Raw genomic sequence first — 19,399 nt, forward strand, 5'->3', positions numbered from 1 at the left:
TGTGTTTTCCGGGCATCGCTTGGCTCCTCGCTCTCGCCAATCATGCCCCCTCGGTCTTAACAAAACCTACTGTCCAGTTTTTGGGGTCCACTTCACAATGTCATCCAGCGGACAATTTTGGCTCTCGCCAAAATTACCGCTGATGACTAGCGTTGGGCGCAGCAGAAGGCTGGTCTTCAAGTTCGATTTCCAAATTCATGAAATAACACTGGAGATGATATGGCATACCGTAACGGCAATTACTCAGCTTTCTATCCTGAATCCGTGGGCTGATTTCAGAAAAACCGGGGCTTACGCCGACTACAGCCAAAATCTGCTTCACCCGCCGGGTGAAGCTCCTGTGCCCTGTAAGCCGCATCAATGCTCGTTTTTTTCGGTTTCGCCCACGGATTCAGGGCAATAGATACATGAATAGTCGGCACGGATTTGGGTTTAGGTGAATATCGTCACCATACATCCCAATGTTCCGGGGGATGTACGATCCTTCCCCTCCTGGAAGCCCGCTCACGGTTGACCCCACCCCCCCTCCAAAGGTATAAAACCGCCTCCAATTCAAGCCGTTGCTACAAGGCGCCAGGGGGTTTCGACCTCGGCGCCTTTTTTCACGTCCGAATCGCCCCGCCGGGCTTCGTTTTCTTGCCCCTTGAAGGTCCTCTTGATGCGTCCCGCCATCCTCTACCTGGAAGACGGCACCCTCCTGCGAGGGCACGCCATCGGCGCTGACGGCACCCGTGCCGCCGAGCTCTGCTTCAACACCTCCATGACCGGGTACCAGGAGATCCTCAGCGACCCCTCCTATTGCGGCCAATTCGTCACCATGACCTACCCCCACATCGGCAACGTGGGGTGCAATCCCGAAGACATGGAGTCCGACCGGGTCTACGCCAGCGGTCTGGTGATCCGCGATCTGCCCCGCCGGGTCAGCAGCCATCGGGCCCGCGAGTCGCTTGGCGAATTCCTCACCCGCCAAGGGGTGGTCGCCATCGCCGGGGTCAACACCCGTCTGATCACCCGCAAACTGCGCGACTTTGGCCTGATGCGGGCGGTGATCACCACCGAAGATCTCGACGAGGCGGCCCTGCAAGCCGAACTGGCCAAGTTCCCCGGGATGCAGGGGCTCGATTTGGCCTCTACCGTCACCACCGCCAAGCGGTACAAGTGGGATACCGGCCTCTGGGAACTCGGCAACCCCGACCCCAAACCCGAAACCCATCTGCATGTGGTGGCGCTCGACTTTGGGATCAAACGCAACATTTTGCGGGGTCTGGTCAATGCCGGGATGTCGGTCACCGTCGTCCCCGCCAGTACCACGGTCGACGAGATCATGAGCCTGCGGCCCGATGGGGTGTTTTTGTCGAACGGTCCCGGTGATCCGGAGCCGGTCACCTACGCCATCGCAACCGCCAAGGGGCTGATCGAGAAGGGTATTCCCCTGTTTGGTATCTGCCTGGGGCATCAGATTCTGGCGCTCGCCTCGGGGGCGACGACCCGCAAGATGTCGTTCGGCCACCACGGCGGCAACCAGCCGGTGAAAGATCTGCTCACCGGCAAGGTCGAGATCACCTCGCAGAACCATGGCTTTGAGGTCGACGCCTCGACCCTGCCCGCCAACCTTGAGGCGACCCACATCAGCCTTTTCGACGGCTCGCTTGAGGGCTTCCGCTACACCGATCGCCCGGTGATGGCGGTGCAGTTTCACCCCGAGGCCTCCCCCGGTCCGCAAGACACCATGGGGCTCTTCGCCCGCTTTGCCGACCTGATTCAAGCCAACGCCCGGATCTGAGACCGCCATGCCGAAACGTACCGACATTAAGTCCATCATGATCATCGGCGCCGGCCCCATCGTTATTGGGCAGGCGTGCGAGTTCGACTATTCCGGGGCCCAGGCCTGCAAGGCGCTCAAAGAGGAGGGGTACCGGGTCATTCTGGTCAACTCCAACCCCGCCACCATCATGACCGACCCGGAGATGGCCGACGCCACCTACATCGAGCCGATCACCCCGGCGGTGGTGGCCCGCATCATCGAGGTCGAAAAGCCCGATGCCCTGCTCCCCACCATGGGGGGGCAGACGGCGCTGAATACCGCACTGGCCCTGTTCAAGGATGGCACCCTGGAACGGCTCGGGGTCGAGATGATCGGCGCCAAGCCCGAGGCGATTGAAAAGGCCGAAGACCGCGAGCTCTTCAAAGAGGCGATGGAGAGGATCGGTCTGGCCATGCCCAAGGCCCGCTTCGCCCACTCGATGGAGGAGTGCTTCGCGGCGGTCGAGGAGATCGGCTTCCCCGCCATCATCCGCCCCTCCTTCACCATGGGGGGCAGCGGCGGCGGGATCGCCTACAACCTGGAGGAGTTCGAGACCATCTGCCGCGGGGGACTCACCGCCTCGCCGACCAAAGAGCTGCTGGTCGAGGAGTCGATCCTGGGGTGGAAAGAGTTCGAGATGGAGGTGGTCCGCGATACCAAGGACAACTGCATCATCATCTGCTCGATTGAGAACTTCGATCCCATGGGGGTCCACACCGGCGACTCGATCACTGTCGCCCCGGCTCAGACCCTGACCGACCGGGAATACCAGATCATGCGCAACGCATCCATCGCGGTGCTGCGCGAGATCGGGGTCGAAACCGGGGGCTCGAACGTTCAGTTCGCCATCAACCCCGACGACGGTCGCATGACCATCATCGAGATGAACCCACGGGTGTCGCGCTCCTCGGCGCTCGCCTCCAAGGCGACTGGTTTTCCCATTGCCAAGGTCGCCGCCAAGCTGGCGGTCGGCTACACCCTGGACGAGCTGACCAACGAAATCACCGGCGCCACCCCGGTGAGTTTTGAGCCCTCCATCGACTATGTGGTGACCAAGGTCCCCCGATTCACGTTTGAAAAATTCGCCGCCGCCGAGCCGATTCTGGGAACCCAGATGAAGTCGGTGGGGGAGGCGATGGCCATTGGCCGCACCTTCGCCGAGTCGCTGCAGAAGGCGATCCGCTCGCTGGAAACCGGTAAAGATGGTTTCGACGAGGTCAATTTGAGCAGCGGCGATCCCACCGTTGATCCTGCCGAGAAGCTGCGCACCCTGCTGGTCAAGCCCGGCCCCGAGCGGCTCTGGGCCATCGGCCAGGCCTTCCGCGAGGGGTGGAGCCTCGACGAGATCTTCCAGGCAACCAAGATCGATCCCTGGTTTTTGGACCATATCGAACAGATCTTGAATGTCGAATCGGAGCTGGCGACCCAGACCCCCAGCGCCTTGAGTTGCGAGCAGTGGCGCGAGATCAAGTCGATGGGATTCTCGGATCGGCGCATCGCCAAGCTGATGGGGACCAAAGAGGATGTGGTGCGGGCCACCCGGCTGAAATGCGACGTCCGCCCCGCCTTCAAGCGGGTCGATACCTGCGCGGGCGAATTCCGCTCCGAGACCCCCTACCTCTATTCGAGCTACGAGACCGATTGCGAAGCCGGTCCCAGCGACCGGCGCAAGATCATGATCCTGGGGGGCGGCCCCAACCGGATCGGCCAGGGGATCGAGTTCGACTACTGCTGCTGCCACGCCGCCTTCTCGCTGAGCAAGGCGGGGTTCGAGACCATCATGGTCAACTGCAACCCCGAGACCGTCTCGACCGACTACGACACCTCCGACCGTCTCTACTTCGAGCCGCTGACCTTCGAAGACGTCATGGCCATCGTCGAGGTGGAGCGGCCCGAAGGGGTGATCGTGCAGTTCGGCGGCCAAACCCCGCTTAAGCTGGCCAACGCTCTGCAAGCGGCCGGGGTGCCGATCATCGGGACCTCCCCCGACTCCATCGATCTGGCCGAGGACCGCGAGCGTTTTCAAAAGCTGGTCCACCGCCTCGGTTTGCTCCAGCCTGAAAACGGGGTGGCCCGCAGCGAGGAAGAGGCGATGCGCGAGGCGGCCAAGATTGGTTATCCGGTGGTGGTGCGCCCCTCGTATGTGCTCGGTGGCCGCGCCATGGAGATCGTCGAGGACGACACCGGCCTGGCCCGCTACATGCGCGAGGCGGTGCAGGTTTCGCCCGACCACCCGGTGTTGCTCGACCGCTACCTGCGTGGCGCCATTGAGGTCGATGTCGATGCGGTGTGCGACGGTTCGATCACCGTCATTGGCGGGGTGATGGAGCACATCGAGGAGGCGGGGGTCCACTCCGGCGACTCGGCCTGCTGTCTGCCCCCCCACTCCCTACCCGCCGACGTGCTCGCCGAGATTCGCAGCCAGACGGTGCTGCTGGCCGAGGCGCTCAAGGTGGTGGGGCTGATGAACATCCAGTTTGCCGTCCAGGAGGGAACCGTTTACCTGCTGGAGGTCAATCCACGGGCTTCGCGGACCGTCCCCTTTGTCGGCAAGGCGACCGGAATTCCGGTGGCGGGGATCGCAGCACGGGTGATGGCGGGAGAAAAACTCACCAACATCGGTTACACCCAAGAGGTGATCCCCCCCTATTTCTGCGTCAAAGAGGCGGTTTTTCCCTTCTTGAAATTCCCCGGTGTCGATCCGATCCTGGGGCCGGAGATGCGCTCCACCGGCGAGGTGATGGGGATCGACGCCGACTTCCCGCTGGCTTTCTACAAGGCGCAGCTGGCCGCCGGCAGCGATCTGCCCACCGCTGGCACCGTCTTCATTTCGCTGCGCGAAGAGGACAAGGGGCAGGCAGTGGCGCTGGGACGGGGGATGGCCGATCTGGGCTTCACCGTGCTGGCGACCCGCGGCACTGCCGCTTTGCTGGCCGAGGCCGGGGTGCCGGTCGAGGCGGTCAACAAGGTGGGGGAGGGGCGGCCCGACATCGTCGATCGCATCAAGAGCAACGATGTCCACCTGGTTTTCAATACCACGGCGGGACGCCGCGCCCGCGCCGATTCCAGTTCGATCCGCCGGGGGGCCCTGCAGGCTGGGATTCCCTACTTCACCACCGTGGCCGGGGCGATGGCTGCGGTCGAAGCAATTGCCCGCATCGGCAAAGGGGCCTTCAATGTCGCCTCGTTGCAGGAATGCCATCGGCGGTAGGGCTGAGAAGCCTTGCCAATCAACGCAGCTGAATATCGATTAAGCATGAATGGAAGGTGGTGCCAATGTCCGAACGTATCCCGATGACCGTCCGGGGCTCCGAGCAGTTGAAAGAGGAGCTCAAGCGGCTCAAACAGGTGGAGCGTCCCGCCGTGATCGAGGCGATTGCCGAGGCGCGTGCCCACGGCGATCTGTCCGAGAACGCCGAGTACGACGCCGCCAAGGAGCGGCAAGGGTTCATCGAGGGGCGCATCAAAGAGATCGAGTACAAGCTCTCCCGCGCCGACGTCATCGAGCCGAGCAAACTCAGTGGCGAACACGTCGTCTTCGGCGCCACCGTCAAATTGCTCGATCTTGAAACCGACGGCGAGGTGACTTACCAGATCGTCGGCATCGACGAGGCCGATCTGGCCCAGGGCAAGATTTCGATCTCCTCTCCGGTGGCCCGTGCCATGATCGGCAAGCTGGTTGAGGACATGATCGAGGTCCAAGCTCCAGGCGGGGTACGGGAATACGAAATCCTAGAGATCCGCTTCGAGTGATGTTTTCCAGTCGTACCATCCCCGTCCAAGCGCTGTTGATCGCCCTCCTGACCGCCTGGACGGTGATCGGCTACGGGGTGACCCCGGTGCTCTTTTCCACCCTGCCCGACCCGATGTGGGCGGGTAAGGTGGCGGGGATCCTCTTCCACGCTTTGCAGGCGACGGGCCTCGTGCTGCTGGCCCTGCTGCTGCTGGCCCGTAGAAACCTCGGCTGGCACGGCCCCACCCTGGTGATGGGACTTGCCCTCCTCGCTTTGGCTTCGCTGCAATTGGGGTGGCTCGAAGCGGCGATGGAGGGGCTCAAGGCCCAGGCCGAGATCTCCGCCCTGCCCAAAACCGACCCGCTACGCCAGGAATTCGGCAAGCTCCACGGCATCTCCAGCGCCCTCTACCTGGTGCAAACGCTCCTGATTGCCCTGCTGATTTGGCGCACACGTCACCCAGCAACTCCCGGTGAGGACGATGGCCAAGCGTAGCCTGAGCTCCGACCAGTGGTTGCGCCGCCAGCGCAACGACCCCTATGTGCATAAGGCCCATAAAGAGGGGTACCGGGGGCGGGCCGCCTTCAAACTGATCGAAATCGACGATAAGGAGCACCTGCTCAAAGGGGGTGCGGTGGTGGTCGATTTGGGCTGCGCGCCGGGGGGGTGGCTTCAGGTCGCCACCCAGCGGATGAAGGGGCAGGGGCGATTGATCGGGGTCGATCTGCTGCCGGTCGAGCCGGTGGCGGGGGCGGCGGTGTTGCAGGGCGATTTCAGTGCCGAGTCGACCTGGCAATGGCTGGAGCAGCAGTTGGAGGGTCGCAAGGTCGACCTGCTGCTCTCCGACATGGCCCCGAACACCTCGGGCTTTCCCGATGCCGATCAGATGCGGCTGGCGGGATTGATCGAAGAGGTGCTCGCCTTCGGCGACTTGTGGCTTGCCCCCGGCGGCAATTGCCTGGTTAAGGTCTTCGAGGGCAGCGAAATCCATCACCTGATTGCCGAATTCAAAAAACGGTTTCGCAGTGCCAAAAGCCTCAAGCCTCCCGCCTCGCGCAAAGAGAGCCGGGAGCGGTATTTGTTGGGGATCGATTTTCAAGGATAGGGGTCGCAAAACCCCCTTCTCATCGTCGGGAGGCGTGCCTCCCCCGTTGTTCAAAATGAGGAAAGGTTGCTCACCATGAACGTGCGTGTCTTGGTTTTGGCGGCCGCGGTCTTGACCGCCGCCGGTTGCTCCTCCACCCCTTCCGAGCAAAAAGCGGCCACCGGCCCCACCCTGCCCAGCCTAGAGCTGCCCAGCGGGGGCAAGATCATCGCCAAAGTGGGCGACAAAGAGATCTCAGAGCAGGCGCTCACCGATGCCCTGGCCTCGCTTCCCCCCACCATGGCGGCCCAGGTCGACAACCCCATGGTCAAGGCGCAGCTGCTCGATCAGCTCATGACCATGGAGGCGATCTTCCAGGAGGCCAAGGCCAAGGGGCTTGACCTCGATCCCACCATTCAGCGGCAGATGCGCCGCGCCGCCCGCAGCGCCATGGCGCAAGCGTTGTTCGAACAGGATGTGCGCAAGAGCCTGGAGGCGACCGGCGACGATGAGCTCAAGCCTTGGTTTGAGCAGCATGCCGACCGCTACAACGAGCCCGAAAAGGTCCACGCCCGCCACATCCTGGTTACGACGGCTGGGGAGGCCAAAATCATCCTGGCCCGGCTGAAAAAGGGGGCCGATTTCGTTGAGGAGGCCAAAACCCACTCGACCGGCCCCTCCGCCCCTCAGGGGGGCGATCTGGGTTTCTTCACCCACGATCAGATGGTTCCCGAGTTCGCCGATGCCGCCTTCGCCCTGAAAAATCCCGGCGATCTCTCCGGTGTGGTCAAGAGCCAGTTCGGCTACCACATCATCCGCCTTGAAGAGCATGTCGAGGCCCACCAGGCCAGCTTTGAAGAGGTGCGCGACAAGGTGAAGCAGGACTTCATCCAGAGCGAGCAAAACCGCCGCACCCAGACCTGGATGCAGTCGGTCCGTGACGCCCACCCCTCGGTGGTGCTCGACGAGTCGCTCAAGGCGGCTGCCGATCAGCACAGCGCTCAACAATCGGCTGAGGATCAAGCGCAATGATGCCGTTCCACCGCCCGTCGAATCGTTCCCGGTGGTGTGGACTTGGGTTGGTTGGATTTCTGGTTCTGCCTGCGGGGGTGGTTTTGGCCGCCGATTCCGACCCCAGGGAGTATGGGGTCCAGGTGCATGCCGAGGTCCCTGCCGATGCCGGGATCGTCGACCGGGTGGTGGCGGTGGTGAACGACGGGATCGTCACTCAATCGGAACTCGACCGGGCGGTGGGGCAGATCCTGGGCCGTCTGGGAGGATCGATCCCCCGTGGCCAAGAGATGGAAGACCTGAAAAACCGGGTGCTCGACGTGATCGTCGAGAAAAAGCTGATTCTTCAAGACGCCGACCAACACGACATTGTGGTTTCGAATGACGATGTGGATGCCGCCGTCGCCCGGGTGGCCCAGGGCAACCAGATGGATTTGGCGCAATTCAAGGCAGCACTAGAGGACCAGGGGCTCGACTGGATGGAATACCGTCAGGAGATCCGCGAGCGGTTGGTCATCAGCCGGGTCGAGGAGCAAGAGGTCCGCGCCAAGATTCGGGTCAGCGAAGAGGAGATGCGCCGCTACTTCGACAACCACATGCAATCCGAGGTGGTCACCAAATTCCGCATCGCCCAGATTTTGCTCGATTTACCCTCCGGCGCCTCGGCCGATCAGGCCCAGGCGGTGGAGGCTAAGGCGGCCGAGATTCGCCAACAGCTCGATAACGGCGCCAACTTCGAGTCGCTGGCCCGCCGGTATTCCCAGGACTCCACTGCCGCCTCGGGGGGGGAGCTGGGCTGGTTCGAAGAGGGGCAGCTCTTGCCCGAAATCGAACAGGCGGTTGAGAGCCTCAAGCCGGGACAGGTCAGCGGCGTGGTCCGCACCCCCTTGGGGATCCACCTATTTCACCTGCTCGAAAAAAGCACCGCCTCGGCGGCACGCGGCGAGCCGCTGGAGCAGGTCCACGCCCGTCACATCCTGGTGCTGGTCGGCAAAGGGGCCTCCGAATCGATCTGGGACAAGGCCAAGATCAAGGCCGAAGAGATCCTGGCCAAGGTTCGGGCAGGGGGCGATTTCATCGTCCTGGCTCAAGAGGTCAGTGACGATCCCGGCAGCAAAAATCAGGGGGGCGATCTGGGTTGGTTTGGGCGGGGGCAGATGGTTCAGGAGTTCGAAGATGCCTCGTTTGCTGCTCAGGATGGGCAGGTCATAGGGCCGGTCCGCTCCGCTTTTGGCTGGCACATTATCCAGACACTGGGCCATCGCCAGCTCGCCCCCGACTCCTTCGAGGCACTTAAAGGGGTGGCTGCCGATCGGATCGCCCAGCAAAAATTCCAATCCAAACGGGCCTACTGGCTGCGGCAGCTCAAGCAGGAGGCCCACATAGACCGGCGTTTGTAAGCCGGACGATCTCGCAAAAAAGGCGGCTTTCGGGCCGCCTTTTTCTTTTCATCCCGTTTGGGTTTAATGTGACCGCAAGCACATGGAGGGGGCGGTGGTGGTCACGCATCATCCCGCTCCCATCGACACACGTTTTTTGGCGGATTCGTAGCTTGGAAACGACCGCCCAGCCATGAAATCGGGAGCAGACATGAAACGTATTGCCGCATTGAGTTTGGGTTTGTTGTGGGTGTCTGCTCAGGGGGTTTGGGCCGATACCTCCTTGATTGTGCAACAGGGGATGACCTTGTCCGAGGTTGTCAAACAGCACTACGGCTCGATGCGTCCCGATTTGATGAACAAGGTGCTGGCGGCCAACCCCCAGATCACCAACCCCGATCTCATTCCGGTCGGCACCAAGATCGCCTTGCCCGACGACAACGGCGCAACGGTTGCCGACGACGCCCTGGCGGGGGAGGGGATTCCCGGCTACGCCCGGGTCGTCCACCTCAATGGCCGCGCTCTGGTGAAGAAATCGGGGTTGCCGCTCTACATCCCCGCCATCCTCGAACAGGTGCTGACCACCGGCGACGACCTGTGGGTGCTCAACGCCGCCGAGACGACCTTGGGGCTTGAAAGCGGCGATCTGGTTCGGGTTTCGGGCGAAGCCAAGTTCAAGGTGAGCAGCCTCGAAAACCAAAACGGCGGTGTGCAGGGGGTGCTCGATCTGGTCAAGGGCAAGTTCTGGGGGGCGCTGCACAACCTGCGCGGCCAGGGCGGATCCATGAAATTCCAGACCCACGCCGCCACCGCTGCGGTGCGGGGGACCAAGCTGTCGCTTAACGTTGAGGACGACGCCACCACCATCAAGGTCATCGAGGGGATGGTCGATGTGCAGGTCCCCGGCGCGCCCCAGCCGGTTTCGCTGGCCAAGGGGCAACAACTGAGCCTGAAGAAGGATCAACCGGCCCCCACCACCCCCGAACCGCTCAAGCTTGAGCCCTGGGAGCAAGAGAATCTGCGGCTCGATTTTCAAGCCGCCGACACCACCCCTCCGGTCATCACCCTTACCGGACCTGCCGACAATACCCTGACCAACGGCAAGTCGGTGCGGATTCAGGGTTCGACCGAAGCGGGAGCGACCGCCACCCTCAACGGTCGGCCCCTCACGCTTGGGGCGCAGGGCATCTTCGACATCGAAACCGAGCTGACCCAAGAGGGGGCCAACCTCTTCGTCATTACCGCCAAAGACGGGGCGGGCAACCTGAGCGAAAAGCGGGTCAGCGTGGTGCGCGACACCGTCGCCCCCGAGTTGGCCCTCGACGAGCTAGGCGATGCGGTCACCCGCTCCCCCATCGTCGAAATCCGGGTTCGCACCGAAACCGGCGCTCAGATTAAGGTCAACGACAGCCCCGCATGGGAAACCGCTGTGGGTGGCATTTTCAGCGGCTTTGTCGGCCTGACCCCCGGCCCCAACACCATCACCGTGACCGCCAAGGATGCCGCCGGCAACACCGCCAGCCGCAGCATCGCCGCCAACTGGGACAACATCCCTCCAACCCTGACTTTGAACGCCATCCCTACCGTGACCAACCAAAAGCGGATCGAGGTCAGCGGCAATGCCGACCCCGACGCGGTTGTGGTGGTCAACGATAAGCAGGTCACCGTGGAGGGGGGGAGTTTCAAATTCCCGGTGATCCTGACCGAGGGGCCCAACCTGATTAACGTCATCGCCGCCGACGCGGCGGGCAACATCAAACGGCAGATCGCCAACGTCATGGAGGACACCGTTCCCCCCTACCTGATCCTCGAAGGGGACTTCGCCATCCCCTCGGTGCTGACGCGACAAAAGAGCCTGACCCTGAACGGGACCACCGAGCCGGGGGGAAGCGTGACCGTCAACGGCAAAGGCATTGCCGTACAGCCCAACGGCCAATTCAGCACTACCATCGAGGTGGGTACCCAAAGTCAGGTGCTGCGTATCGAAACGGTCGACGCGGCGGGCAACCGCTCCGGCACCATCCGCACCATCCGTCCCATCGGCAAATAGTCCCTCGCCGGGACGGGCAGCGTAAAAACCGCGCGTCTGGGTAGAGCGGGGGTGGAGGTGGAGGCAACAAAAAACCCGCCGGGGGCGACCTCGGCGGGTTTTTTGTTGGGGTGTGGGGGCGTAGGGTGGATAAGCGCAGCGCATCCACCAGCAGGGGGCGACATTGAGCAAGAGCGCCGGCTTCAGCGCAGAAAAGAGCGCCGGCTTCAGCGCAGAAAAGAGCGCCGGCTTCAGCGCAGAAAAGAGCGCCGGTTTCGGCGCAGACCCTCCCTCGGAAAAAAGGTGGATGCGCTGCGCTTATCCACCCTACGTCGACGTCACGGCAGGTGCGTCCGCCTTACCCCCATCCCCGCACACAATCTCCAGCAGCCCGATGTCGCGGCTGCGCCCCCTTGCCGAGAACATGCCGATGTCGCGCAAGGGGAAGGGGTGGATCAGAGCCGCCTCGGTGGTGGCGGTGGTGATCCCCTCAAGCCCCCGTTCTTTCAAGGCATCCTGCAAGCGCGAGGTCAGATTCACCGCGTCGCCGTTGATCGTGTATTCCAGCCGGTACGAGGTGCCGACATGGGCCAGCACCACCTCGCCGGTATGGACCGTCGCGCCGCAGCGCAGTCCGTAGCGGCGCTCCAGCTCGGGGTTCTGGTTCAGCACCGCACAAGCGGCCCGCAACGCCCGGTCGGCGTGGTCGGCCAGGGGGGTCGGAGCGCCGAAAAAGGCCAAAATGCCGTCCCCCGCAAAGCGGTTGATCACCCCGTGTTCCCCCTCGATTTTGGGTACCACCAGATCGAAGAAACCATTGAGGGTCTCGACCACCGCCTCGGGGGTGTTCTGTTCGCTGTAGGTGGTGAAGCCGCGCAGGTCGACGAACATGATGGTGATGACCCGCCGCTCCCCCTTGCGCAGTTGGTCGATGGAGGTGTCGATCAACCGCATCGCCTCGGTGTGGGGGATGTACCGGGTCAGGCTGCGCATCAAGGAGCGGGTTTCGAACAAATACCGTCCCAACAGCGACAGCACATAGGTCGCCAATAGAGCGATCACCGTCGGCAGCACCGGGGGGATCTCCCCGCCCAGGATCACCATCGCCTCGACAACGATGACCCAAAGCAGCACCACCTCGGCAATGCGTACCCAGGTGAAACGGCGCTTTTTGAGCATCCCCATCGCCGCCCCCTCCAGGGCGACCGAGGCGACCACCAGGGCGATCCACAAAAGCTGCATCGCCGGACTCATGGGAGGCTTCAGGTCGTGTCCGGCAATCTGTTGAAAACGCTGGGCCATCAGATCGACCCCCGGAATCACCCACCCCCCTCGCACCGGCCAAAACTGGCTCAACCCCGCCGCCGACGACCCCAAAAACACCACCGCCCCGTCGAACGCCTTCAGGGGGATCGAGCCGGTCAGGCAGTCGATGAACGAAAACCGGGGCATCAAAATGGTGTCGCCGCTGCCGATGGTCTCGGGGAAGAGATGCAGGTTCGACCAACCGGTGGGGGGGGCGCCCGCCTGGGGGTGGGCGACCTGATACACCGCCCATGGCAACGAGGATTCGGCGATGCCGCCGACCCCATCCACCTGCTCCCTGCCGAGCCGGATCACCCCGTCGGCATCCGGGAAGAGGTTGGCAAACCCGTGGGGGGCCAGGGGATCGAGCAGGCTCGGCTGCGGCAGCTTAACTTCGGGAACCTCTCCCGAAAGATCGAGGTGGCTGGCCCACACAATGTTGTTGGGTAGATCGGCCAGCCGTTGATCGAACCCCTCCAGCATTTGGGGGGGGAGCTCGGGGATGCCGCGGGCCGCCGCCTGGATCTGCACCAACGTCGACCACTGGTCGGGATCGAGGATCAGCAGATCGACCCCAACCGCCGTGGCGTGCTGGGCGATGGGGGTCAAGACTTGGGCCAGATACAGCCGGGGCCACTGCGAAAAGGGGCCGAGGGTTTCAAGGCTGCGCTCGTCGATGTCGACGATGAAGACCGGCCAAGGGGAGGGGGGGGGCGAGGGGAGTTGCCGGGCCAGGGGATCGCTCAGGCTGGCATCGAGCCGCTGCGAAATCGCGGTGGGGAACACAATCGGCCCCGCTGCCAGCATCCAGCCCAGCAGGGATGCCAGGGTGATGGAATAGCTGCGGCGCCAACGGGTGTGCAAACGCGATGCGGTCATGGGTCGTCCCTGGGGCGATGGGTAGAAGGGGGGGAGTATAGCGGCTGGGATGGGGCGACCCCATTGAATCTCAAGGCGCCCCGCACCATCATCCCCGGCCCGCCGAATCGGGCGGAGATTTCAGTTGAAAGAAGGGGCAAAAGCCGTGTTTTCCAAACGCATCGACCGTCTGACCAGCTCATTGGTCCGCGAAATTCTGGCGCTCACCCAAAAACGGGATGTCATCTCGTTTGCCGGGGGGCTGCCCGCCGAATACACCATGCCCCCCTTCGATTTTGCCGATATTCCCCCCCACCTGCGCCAGTATGGCACCACCGAGGGGGAACCGGCGCTGCGTCAGGCCATCGCCGAGCAGGTCACCGCCCTGGGGCGCCCCTGCACCGCCGATCAGGTGTTGATTACTTCGGGCTCCCAGCAGGGGCTCGATCTGGTCTCGAAACTCTTCATCGATGAGGGGACGCCGGTGCTGGTCGAGTCGCCCAGCTACCTGGCGGCGTTGCAGTCGTTCAAGCTCTTCGGCGCCCGTTTCGACGCGTTGCCGCTGAGCCCCTCGGGGGTCGATCCAGCGCAAATGCGGACCGAGATCGAGCACAATCGCCCCGCCTTCGCGTACCTGATTCCCACCTTCCAGAATCCATCGGGGTACTGCTACGACCGGGCGACCCGGCAGGCGGTGGCGCAGGTGCTTGAAGAGCACGGGGTGCCGCTGATCGAAGACGAGCCCTACCGCGAGCTGGTCTTCGACGACTGCGACCGCCAGCCCATCTGCTCCTTCATGACCAAGGGGCCCTGGGTCTACCTGGGGTCGTTTTCGAAGACCGCGATCCCCGGTTTTCGCATTGGCTTTATGGTCTGTTCCCCCGAGCTTTACCCCTACTTTGTGCGGCTGAAGCAGTCGACCGATCTGCACACCAACCGGATCGGCCAGTGGTGGATCGGCCAGTTTGTTTCTGGCCCCGACTACGCCGCCCATCTCGACAAAGTGCGCGGCGCTTACAAAGAAAAGCGCGACCTGATGGCCGCCGCCCTAGGGCGGCACATGACCGGTTTGGCCCAGTGGGAGAGTCCCAAAGGGGGGCTGTTTTTCTGGTTGCAACTGGCCCACAAAATCGACACCCGGTTGCTGCTGGTCAAGGCGCTCGACAAAAACCTGGCCTTCATGCCGGGCGAGCCCTTCTTCCCCGGCAACGTGGAGCAAAGCGGCATGATCCGGCTGAACTTCAGCCACGCCGACGCGGCGGGGATCGAGAAGGGGGTGACGATCCTGGCGCAGACGATCCGCGAGTTCATCGCCGATATGCCCGAAGATGGGGGGGGGCCGGTCGAGATCTGATCCGCCGCCACTTGCCCACCGCACCAACCAAAAGGCCACGGGAAACCGTGGCCTTTTGTGTATCTGAATCATCAACATGTAGGAGCGCCGCCCTCGGCGCGATGCGGTTTTTGGCGGGATCCCTGCCGAGCGACAACGCTGCCGAGGCATCCCACGGGGGAGGCAAAGGGCATCGCCCCGAGGGCGGTGCTCCTACGGGTTTATTTCAATGACCCCTTACGGCCCCGACACCATCCGCGCTTTTTGTTCCGAAAACTCGGCGGCGTTCCCCCCGCCGTGGCCGCCGCTCGCGGCACCGACCAGTTTGATTCCCCGGCTGTGGACCCCGAGGTTTCCCTGCACCACATAGACCCCCCCTGCGTCTTGTGTGGCGACCTCCCCCAACGGGGCGGTGCTGGCGTAGACGGTGACCGACTCGTCGCCAAAGGGGGGGGAGACCTCTAGGTCGAAGCGGTCCTCCCCATCGGGAATCGAATACACCACCCCCCCCTGAAAGTGGTTGGCGCTGCGGTAGGAGTTGGGCAGCAGTTGCACCTGGGTGCCGTCGGCCTGCTGGTACACCACCCTGGCATAAAAGGGTTTGTTCCCCTTCAGATACACCTGCATGTGCTCCCCCGGTTGGTAGTGCTCTTGGCTGGTCCAAACCTTCACCGTGAGGGGGGCGGTTGGATCGTCGAGCGTGTTGCGCCCCCCCTTTTTGGCAGCCTGGGCAATCGCCGCCTCGTCGGGGGTAACCTCGGCCTTGATCTTCATGCCGAAGCAGTCGCCCGCCATCGGATCGTTGTACCAACCCCGTTGCAGCACCTCGATCACCGTCACCTTGGCCGCCGAGTAGGCGGCAATTAGGTCGTCGGTGAGCATGGCGTTTTCGACCGTGGACTGACTCTTGACGTAGGTGGCCGCCGATTCGGCCGCTGCCCGCTTGGTCTCGGCCAGCGCCTGGGTTTCGGTCTGTTTACGCGACAGCGAATCGCCCATACAGGCCGAGCCGTCGACCTCGACGATGGTGGAGCTCCCCCCCCAGGCGGCGGGGGGGGTTAGCAGCAGGGTGGCAGCGAGCAATCCGGGCAGGGCAGAGGGGCGCATCAACGGCTCCTGGATCGAGAGAACATCGGGGAAGGGCGCCGACTTTAGAAACCGTAACCGCAGTGTGCAACGCTCGGCTTTTGGGTGTGTGATTGGCTTCAGGCCGGGGGGAGCGGTTCGGGGTTCACGGGGCGGGGGGGAACCAGCTTTTTGAGGATCAGCGGGGGAATCAGGGTCGTCAGGGCGATGACCAGAATCAGGATGGCGTAGATCGGCCCGCTGAGGATCTCCATCGTCCGTCCCAGCTCGGCGAAGATCAATCCCACCTCGCCGCGGGGCAGCATCGCCACCCCGATCAACAGACGCTCGTGGACTGGGCCGGGGGTCAATATGGGGACCGCCATTTTGCCGATGCTCGCCACCATCAGCAGCGCCGCCGTCGCCCCCCAGATGTGCCAATCGCCCCAGTGGACGGCCGACAAATCGAGGGACAGCCCCACCACCACAAAGAAGATCGGGGTGAAGAGGTGGATGATCGGTTGGGTCTGTTTTTCGATGGCGGCAACGAAGGCGCGGTCGTTGTGCAGGGCGATTCCCATCGGCACGTAAAAGCGGCGCGACAGGGCAATCCCGGCGGCGAATCCTCCCACCAGATGGGGGGCGCCGACCTCCTCGGCCAGCCAGGCGAAGAAGAGAACCAGGGTGACGATGGCCACCGGAATCCAGCCATCGCCGTCCCGCCCCCGGTCGACGCGGTGGATCACCTTGGCCATCGCCTTGGCGGCCAGGGGGGCGAGGATGAGAAACATGCCGATGAAGAGGATCACCTTGCCCGCCTCGCCGATCCGCACCTCGCCGAAGCGGGCGAAGTCGACCAGGATCGCCAGCATCACCACCCCGATGATGTCGTCGATGACCGCCGCCCCCAAAACGATTTGCGCCGCCTTGGTCCGGGTTTGCCCCAGGTCGGAAAGAACCCGAACCGTGATGCCGATGGAGGTGGCGGTCAGGGTGCCGCCGACGAACAGGGCGGTCAGATCGTTGGCCCCCATGACGAACTTGGCGACCAAAAAGCCGCCAATCAGCGGCAGCAACACCCCACCCAGCGCCACTGCCACCGAGCGGCTGCCCGAGGACACCAGCTTACCCAGGTCGGTCTCCAGCCCGATTTTGAACAGCATCAGGATGATCCCGACCTCGGCGAGAAAACGCAGGGTTTCGGTGGGGGAGATCCACCCCAGCAAACTGGGCCCCAACACCACCCCCGCCAGCATCTCCCCCATCACGGCGGGGATGTTCAGACGGTTGGCGATCTCACCGAAGATCCTGCCGATGAGCAAAACCACCAGAAGGATCAACAGCAGGTTGGAGGGGTGTTCCATGGCAGGCCTGTTTTGGGGTGGGGGAGGGGGCCTTTACGATACCCTAAATCGGGGGCGGAGGGGTTGGGAGGAAATCACCGAAGGGGGGTGGAGGGGATGGGGTGACAGGGGGGGCAAGTGGTTCCAACCAGCGCCCCTCCCCCTGCCAGGAGGAGGCTTAACCTACAACCCCAACCGCCCCAACAACGCTGCCACCCGCTCCTCGGTCTCGGGCAACGTCTTGATCGGCCGCCCCCACTCCCGGTCGGTTTCACCGGGCCATTTGTGGGTGGCGTCCAGCCCCATTTTCGAGCCGAGCCCCGAGACCGGCGAAGCGAAGTCGAGGTAGTCGATGGGGGTGTGGTCGATCAGCAACGTGTCGCGCTTGGGATCCATCCGGGTGGTGATCGCCCAGATCACATCCTCCCACTTGCGGCAGTCGACCTCTTCGTCCACGACGATGACGAACTTGGTGTACATGAACTGCCTTAAGTAAGACCAGATCCCCATCATCACCCGCTTGGCGTGCCCGGCGTACTGCTTGCGGATCGAGACCACCGCCAGCCGGTAGGAACACCCCTCGGGGGGAAGGTAGAAGTCGACGATCTCGGGGAACTGCTTTTGCAGCAGCGGAATGAACACCTCGTTGAGCGCCGCCCCCAGCACCGCCGGTTCGTCGGGGGGCCGCCCGGTGTGGGTCGAGTGGTAGATCGGGTCTTTGCGGTGGGTGATCCGCTCGATGGTGAAGACCGGGAAGTCATCAACCTCGTTGTAGTAGCCGGTGTGGTCGCCGTAGGGTCCCTCGGGGGCGGTCTGCCCGGGATGGATCACCCCCTCCAGCACGATCTCGCCCCCCGCCGGAACATTCAGCCCCAAATCCCGCTGCGCCTGACCGACCGGATCGGCGATACGGGTGCGCTCGCCGCGCAGCAATCCAGCGAATTGATGCTCCGACAAGGTGTCGGGGATCGGGGTGACCGCCGCCAGAATCGTGGCCGGATCGGCCCCCAAGGTGACCACCACCGGGAAGGGTTCTTTTGGGCGAGCGATGCACCAGTCGCGGTAGTCGAGCGCCCCGCCCCGGTGAGAAAGCCAGCGCATGATGACCTTGTTCTTGCCGATCACCTGCATGCGGTAGATCCCCATGTTCTGCCGCTTGCGGGTCGGCCCTTTGGTCGCCACCAGCCCCCAGGTGATGAGCGGCGCGGCGTCCTCGGGCCAGCAGGTCTGCACCGGCCAGTCGGCCAGATCGACCGCCTCGCCCTCTAGGATCACCTCCTGGCAGGGGGGATTTGAAACCTTCTTGGGTAACATCGAGGCGAGGTTTTTGAGTTTGGGGATCCAACCCAGGGCATCCTTAAACCCCTCGGGGGGCTGGGGCTCTTTAAGCTCGGCCAGCAGGGCGCCGATTTCGCGCAAACGGGCGACCGACTCGGCCCCCATCCCCAGCGCCACCCGCTCCTTGGTGCCGAAGAGGTTGGTCAGCACCCGACGGTTGGATTGGCCGGTGGGCGACTCGAAGAGCAGCGCCGGACCGCCCGACTCCAACACTTTTTGAGACAGCAAACTCATTTCAAGCTTGGGATCGACCGGCTCGCTCACCCGCTTGAGGTCGCCGCGGGATTCGAGCAAATCGAGAAAACCGCGCAGGTCGTGGATGGCAGACATGAAGGCTCCTGAAAGTGCGGAAGATACAGGGGGTCAGGATGCCAGGGGGTGAGGGGTGGGGGCAACCGGGGCGACCCGAGCCATCCGTCCCCATACGTCCTTTGAGGCGTCATCCCCGCGCAGGCGGGGATTCAGGCGTCGGGGTCGGAGCGGTGGGTACGTTCCAACAGGCGGTGAAGGATCAATCGAGCAGCTTCACCCGATCCAACCGAATCCAGTGGCGCAGGTGGTGTTCGTCCTCGAAGAGTCCGAATTCCACCCCATTCTGGGTGTTGAATTGCAGGGGCAGCCCGCGAATCGCCACCTCCTGCCCGTCGTCTTGAATCAGCCCGAGCTTGAGCCGCTGTTTCAGGGTCGCCGCCGCTTCGAAGCGGTCATAGAGGGCGCAGGGGATGGGGGTGTAGGGGGGAATGGTCATGACGGCCTCCTTTGCATGGAACGCTGGGGGAATACCGCTTGGAGGGCAAGGAGGGCAAGCGGGTTCATGTGGAGGGGGGTCTAGGAGTCTGTCGGACTTGAGATCGTCCTACTCGGCAATTGCTCCTGCATTGCTCTACCTCCTGCATCCATGCAGTCGTGCGCCGGCGGGTAATCGGTCCAAATTTCCCCGGTTTTTCGTCACATAGCCACCACTATGATCCTCAAAACCGTGAAAATTTGGCCTCGATTCCCCACTCGGCTCGCTACGGACGCTCAAGCCCGACAGACTCCTAGACAAGCGCTGATTGATTAAGGAAACGTTGATTAAAGACCTCCTGCCTTGAATCGGCACGCTGCGCCAAAAAA

14 protein-coding genes are annotated in these 19,399 nt (G+C 63.2%); 9 read left to right on the top strand and 5 right to left on the bottom strand.

Annotated elements, in window-relative coordinates; translation table 11 throughout:
- Positions 1-655 precede the first annotated feature (655 nt).
- The 8 genes from AUJ55_08310 to AUJ55_08345 all read left to right on the top strand — a co-directional run bounded on the left by AUJ55_08310 (position 656) and on the right by AUJ55_08345 (position 11,062).
- A complete protein-coding gene (locus AUJ55_08310; protein OIO56539.1) occupies positions 656-1,783 on the top strand; it encodes a carbamoyl phosphate synthase small subunit in 1,128 nt (375 codons plus the stop codon).
- Between the two features lie 7 nt (positions 1,784-1,790).
- Positions 1,791-5,015, top strand: a complete 3,225-nt coding sequence (locus AUJ55_08315; protein OIO56540.1) for a carbamoyl phosphate synthase large subunit — start codon at positions 1,791-1,793, stop codon at positions 5,013-5,015.
- Between the two features lie 65 nt (positions 5,016-5,080).
- Positions 5,081-5,557 (top strand): transcription elongation factor GreA, encoded by a 477-nt coding sequence (locus AUJ55_08320; protein ID OIO56541.1) that lies wholly within the window; start codon positions 5,081-5,083, stop codon positions 5,555-5,557.
- Positions 5,558-5,574: 17 nt separating this feature from the next.
- Positions 5,575-6,033 (top strand): hypothetical protein, encoded by a 459-nt coding sequence (locus tag AUJ55_08325; protein ID OIO56551.1) that lies wholly within the window; start codon positions 5,575-5,577, stop codon positions 6,031-6,033.
- Positions 6,020-6,643, top strand: coding sequence for a hypothetical protein (locus AUJ55_08330; GenBank protein ID OIO56542.1), 624 nt, complete (start codon positions 6,020-6,022; stop codon positions 6,641-6,643). Before AUJ55_08325 ends, AUJ55_08330 begins: the two co-directional genes overlap by 14 nt.
- Positions 6,644-6,709: 66 nt before the next feature.
- A complete protein-coding gene (locus AUJ55_08335; protein ID OIO56543.1) occupies positions 6,710-7,654 on the top strand; it encodes a hypothetical protein in 945 nt (314 codons plus the stop codon).
- 47 nt (positions 7,655-7,701) lie between these two features.
- Entirely contained in the window at positions 7,702-9,033 is a 1,332-nt protein-coding gene (locus AUJ55_08340) for a hypothetical protein (protein ID OIO56544.1), read from the top strand.
- Between the two features lie 190 nt (positions 9,034-9,223).
- Complete coding sequence (locus AUJ55_08345) at positions 9,224-11,062, top strand: hypothetical protein (GenBank protein ID OIO56545.1); 1,839 nt, start codon at positions 9,224-9,226, stop codon at positions 11,060-11,062.
- A 306-nt stretch (positions 11,063-11,368) separates the two neighbouring features.
- Here AUJ55_08345 and AUJ55_08350 read toward each other — a convergent pair whose 3' ends face one another.
- Positions 11,369-13,225: a hypothetical protein gene (locus tag AUJ55_08350; protein OIO56546.1), complete on the bottom strand. Its 1,857-nt coding sequence runs from the start codon at positions 13,223-13,225 to the stop codon at positions 11,369-11,371.
- A 145-nt stretch (positions 13,226-13,370) separates the two neighbouring features.
- Here AUJ55_08350 and AUJ55_08355 point away from each other — a divergent pair, with 145 nt between their 5' ends.
- Positions 13,371-14,558 (top strand): GntR family transcriptional regulator, encoded by a 1,188-nt coding sequence (locus tag AUJ55_08355; protein OIO56552.1) that lies wholly within the window; start codon positions 13,371-13,373, stop codon positions 14,556-14,558.
- A 216-nt stretch (positions 14,559-14,774) separates the two neighbouring features.
- Here the strand turns inward: AUJ55_08355 and AUJ55_08360 are convergent, their stop codons facing one another.
- From AUJ55_08360 to AUJ55_08375, 4 genes are all read right to left on the bottom strand, one after another.
- Positions 14,775-15,644 carry a hypothetical protein gene (locus AUJ55_08360; protein OIO56547.1) on the bottom strand — a complete coding sequence of 290 codons (870 nt, stop codon included), beginning with the start codon at positions 15,642-15,644 and terminating at the stop codon, positions 14,775-14,777.
- Between the two features lie 98 nt (positions 15,645-15,742).
- The gene (locus AUJ55_08365) at positions 15,743-16,966 is read right to left on the bottom strand and encodes a sodium:proton antiporter (GenBank protein OIO56548.1); all 1,224 of its coding nucleotides are present in this window, start codon (positions 16,964-16,966) and stop codon (positions 15,743-15,745) included.
- 162 nt (positions 16,967-17,128) lie between these two features.
- Positions 17,129-18,613 (bottom strand): 3-octaprenyl-4-hydroxybenzoate decarboxylase, encoded by a 1,485-nt coding sequence (locus AUJ55_08370; GenBank protein ID OIO56549.1) that lies wholly within the window; start codon positions 18,611-18,613, stop codon positions 17,129-17,131.
- A gap of 181 nt (positions 18,614-18,794) precedes the next feature.
- Entirely contained in the window at positions 18,795-19,031 is a 237-nt protein-coding gene (locus tag AUJ55_08375) for a hypothetical protein (protein ID OIO56550.1), read from the bottom strand.
- Positions 19,032-19,399: the final 368 nt, after the last annotated feature.

Source organism: Proteobacteria bacterium CG1_02_64_396 (genome assembly GCA_001872725.1).
Taxonomy (GTDB): Bacteria; Pseudomonadota; MNWR01; order CG1-02-64-396; family CG1-02-64-396; genus CG1-02-64-396.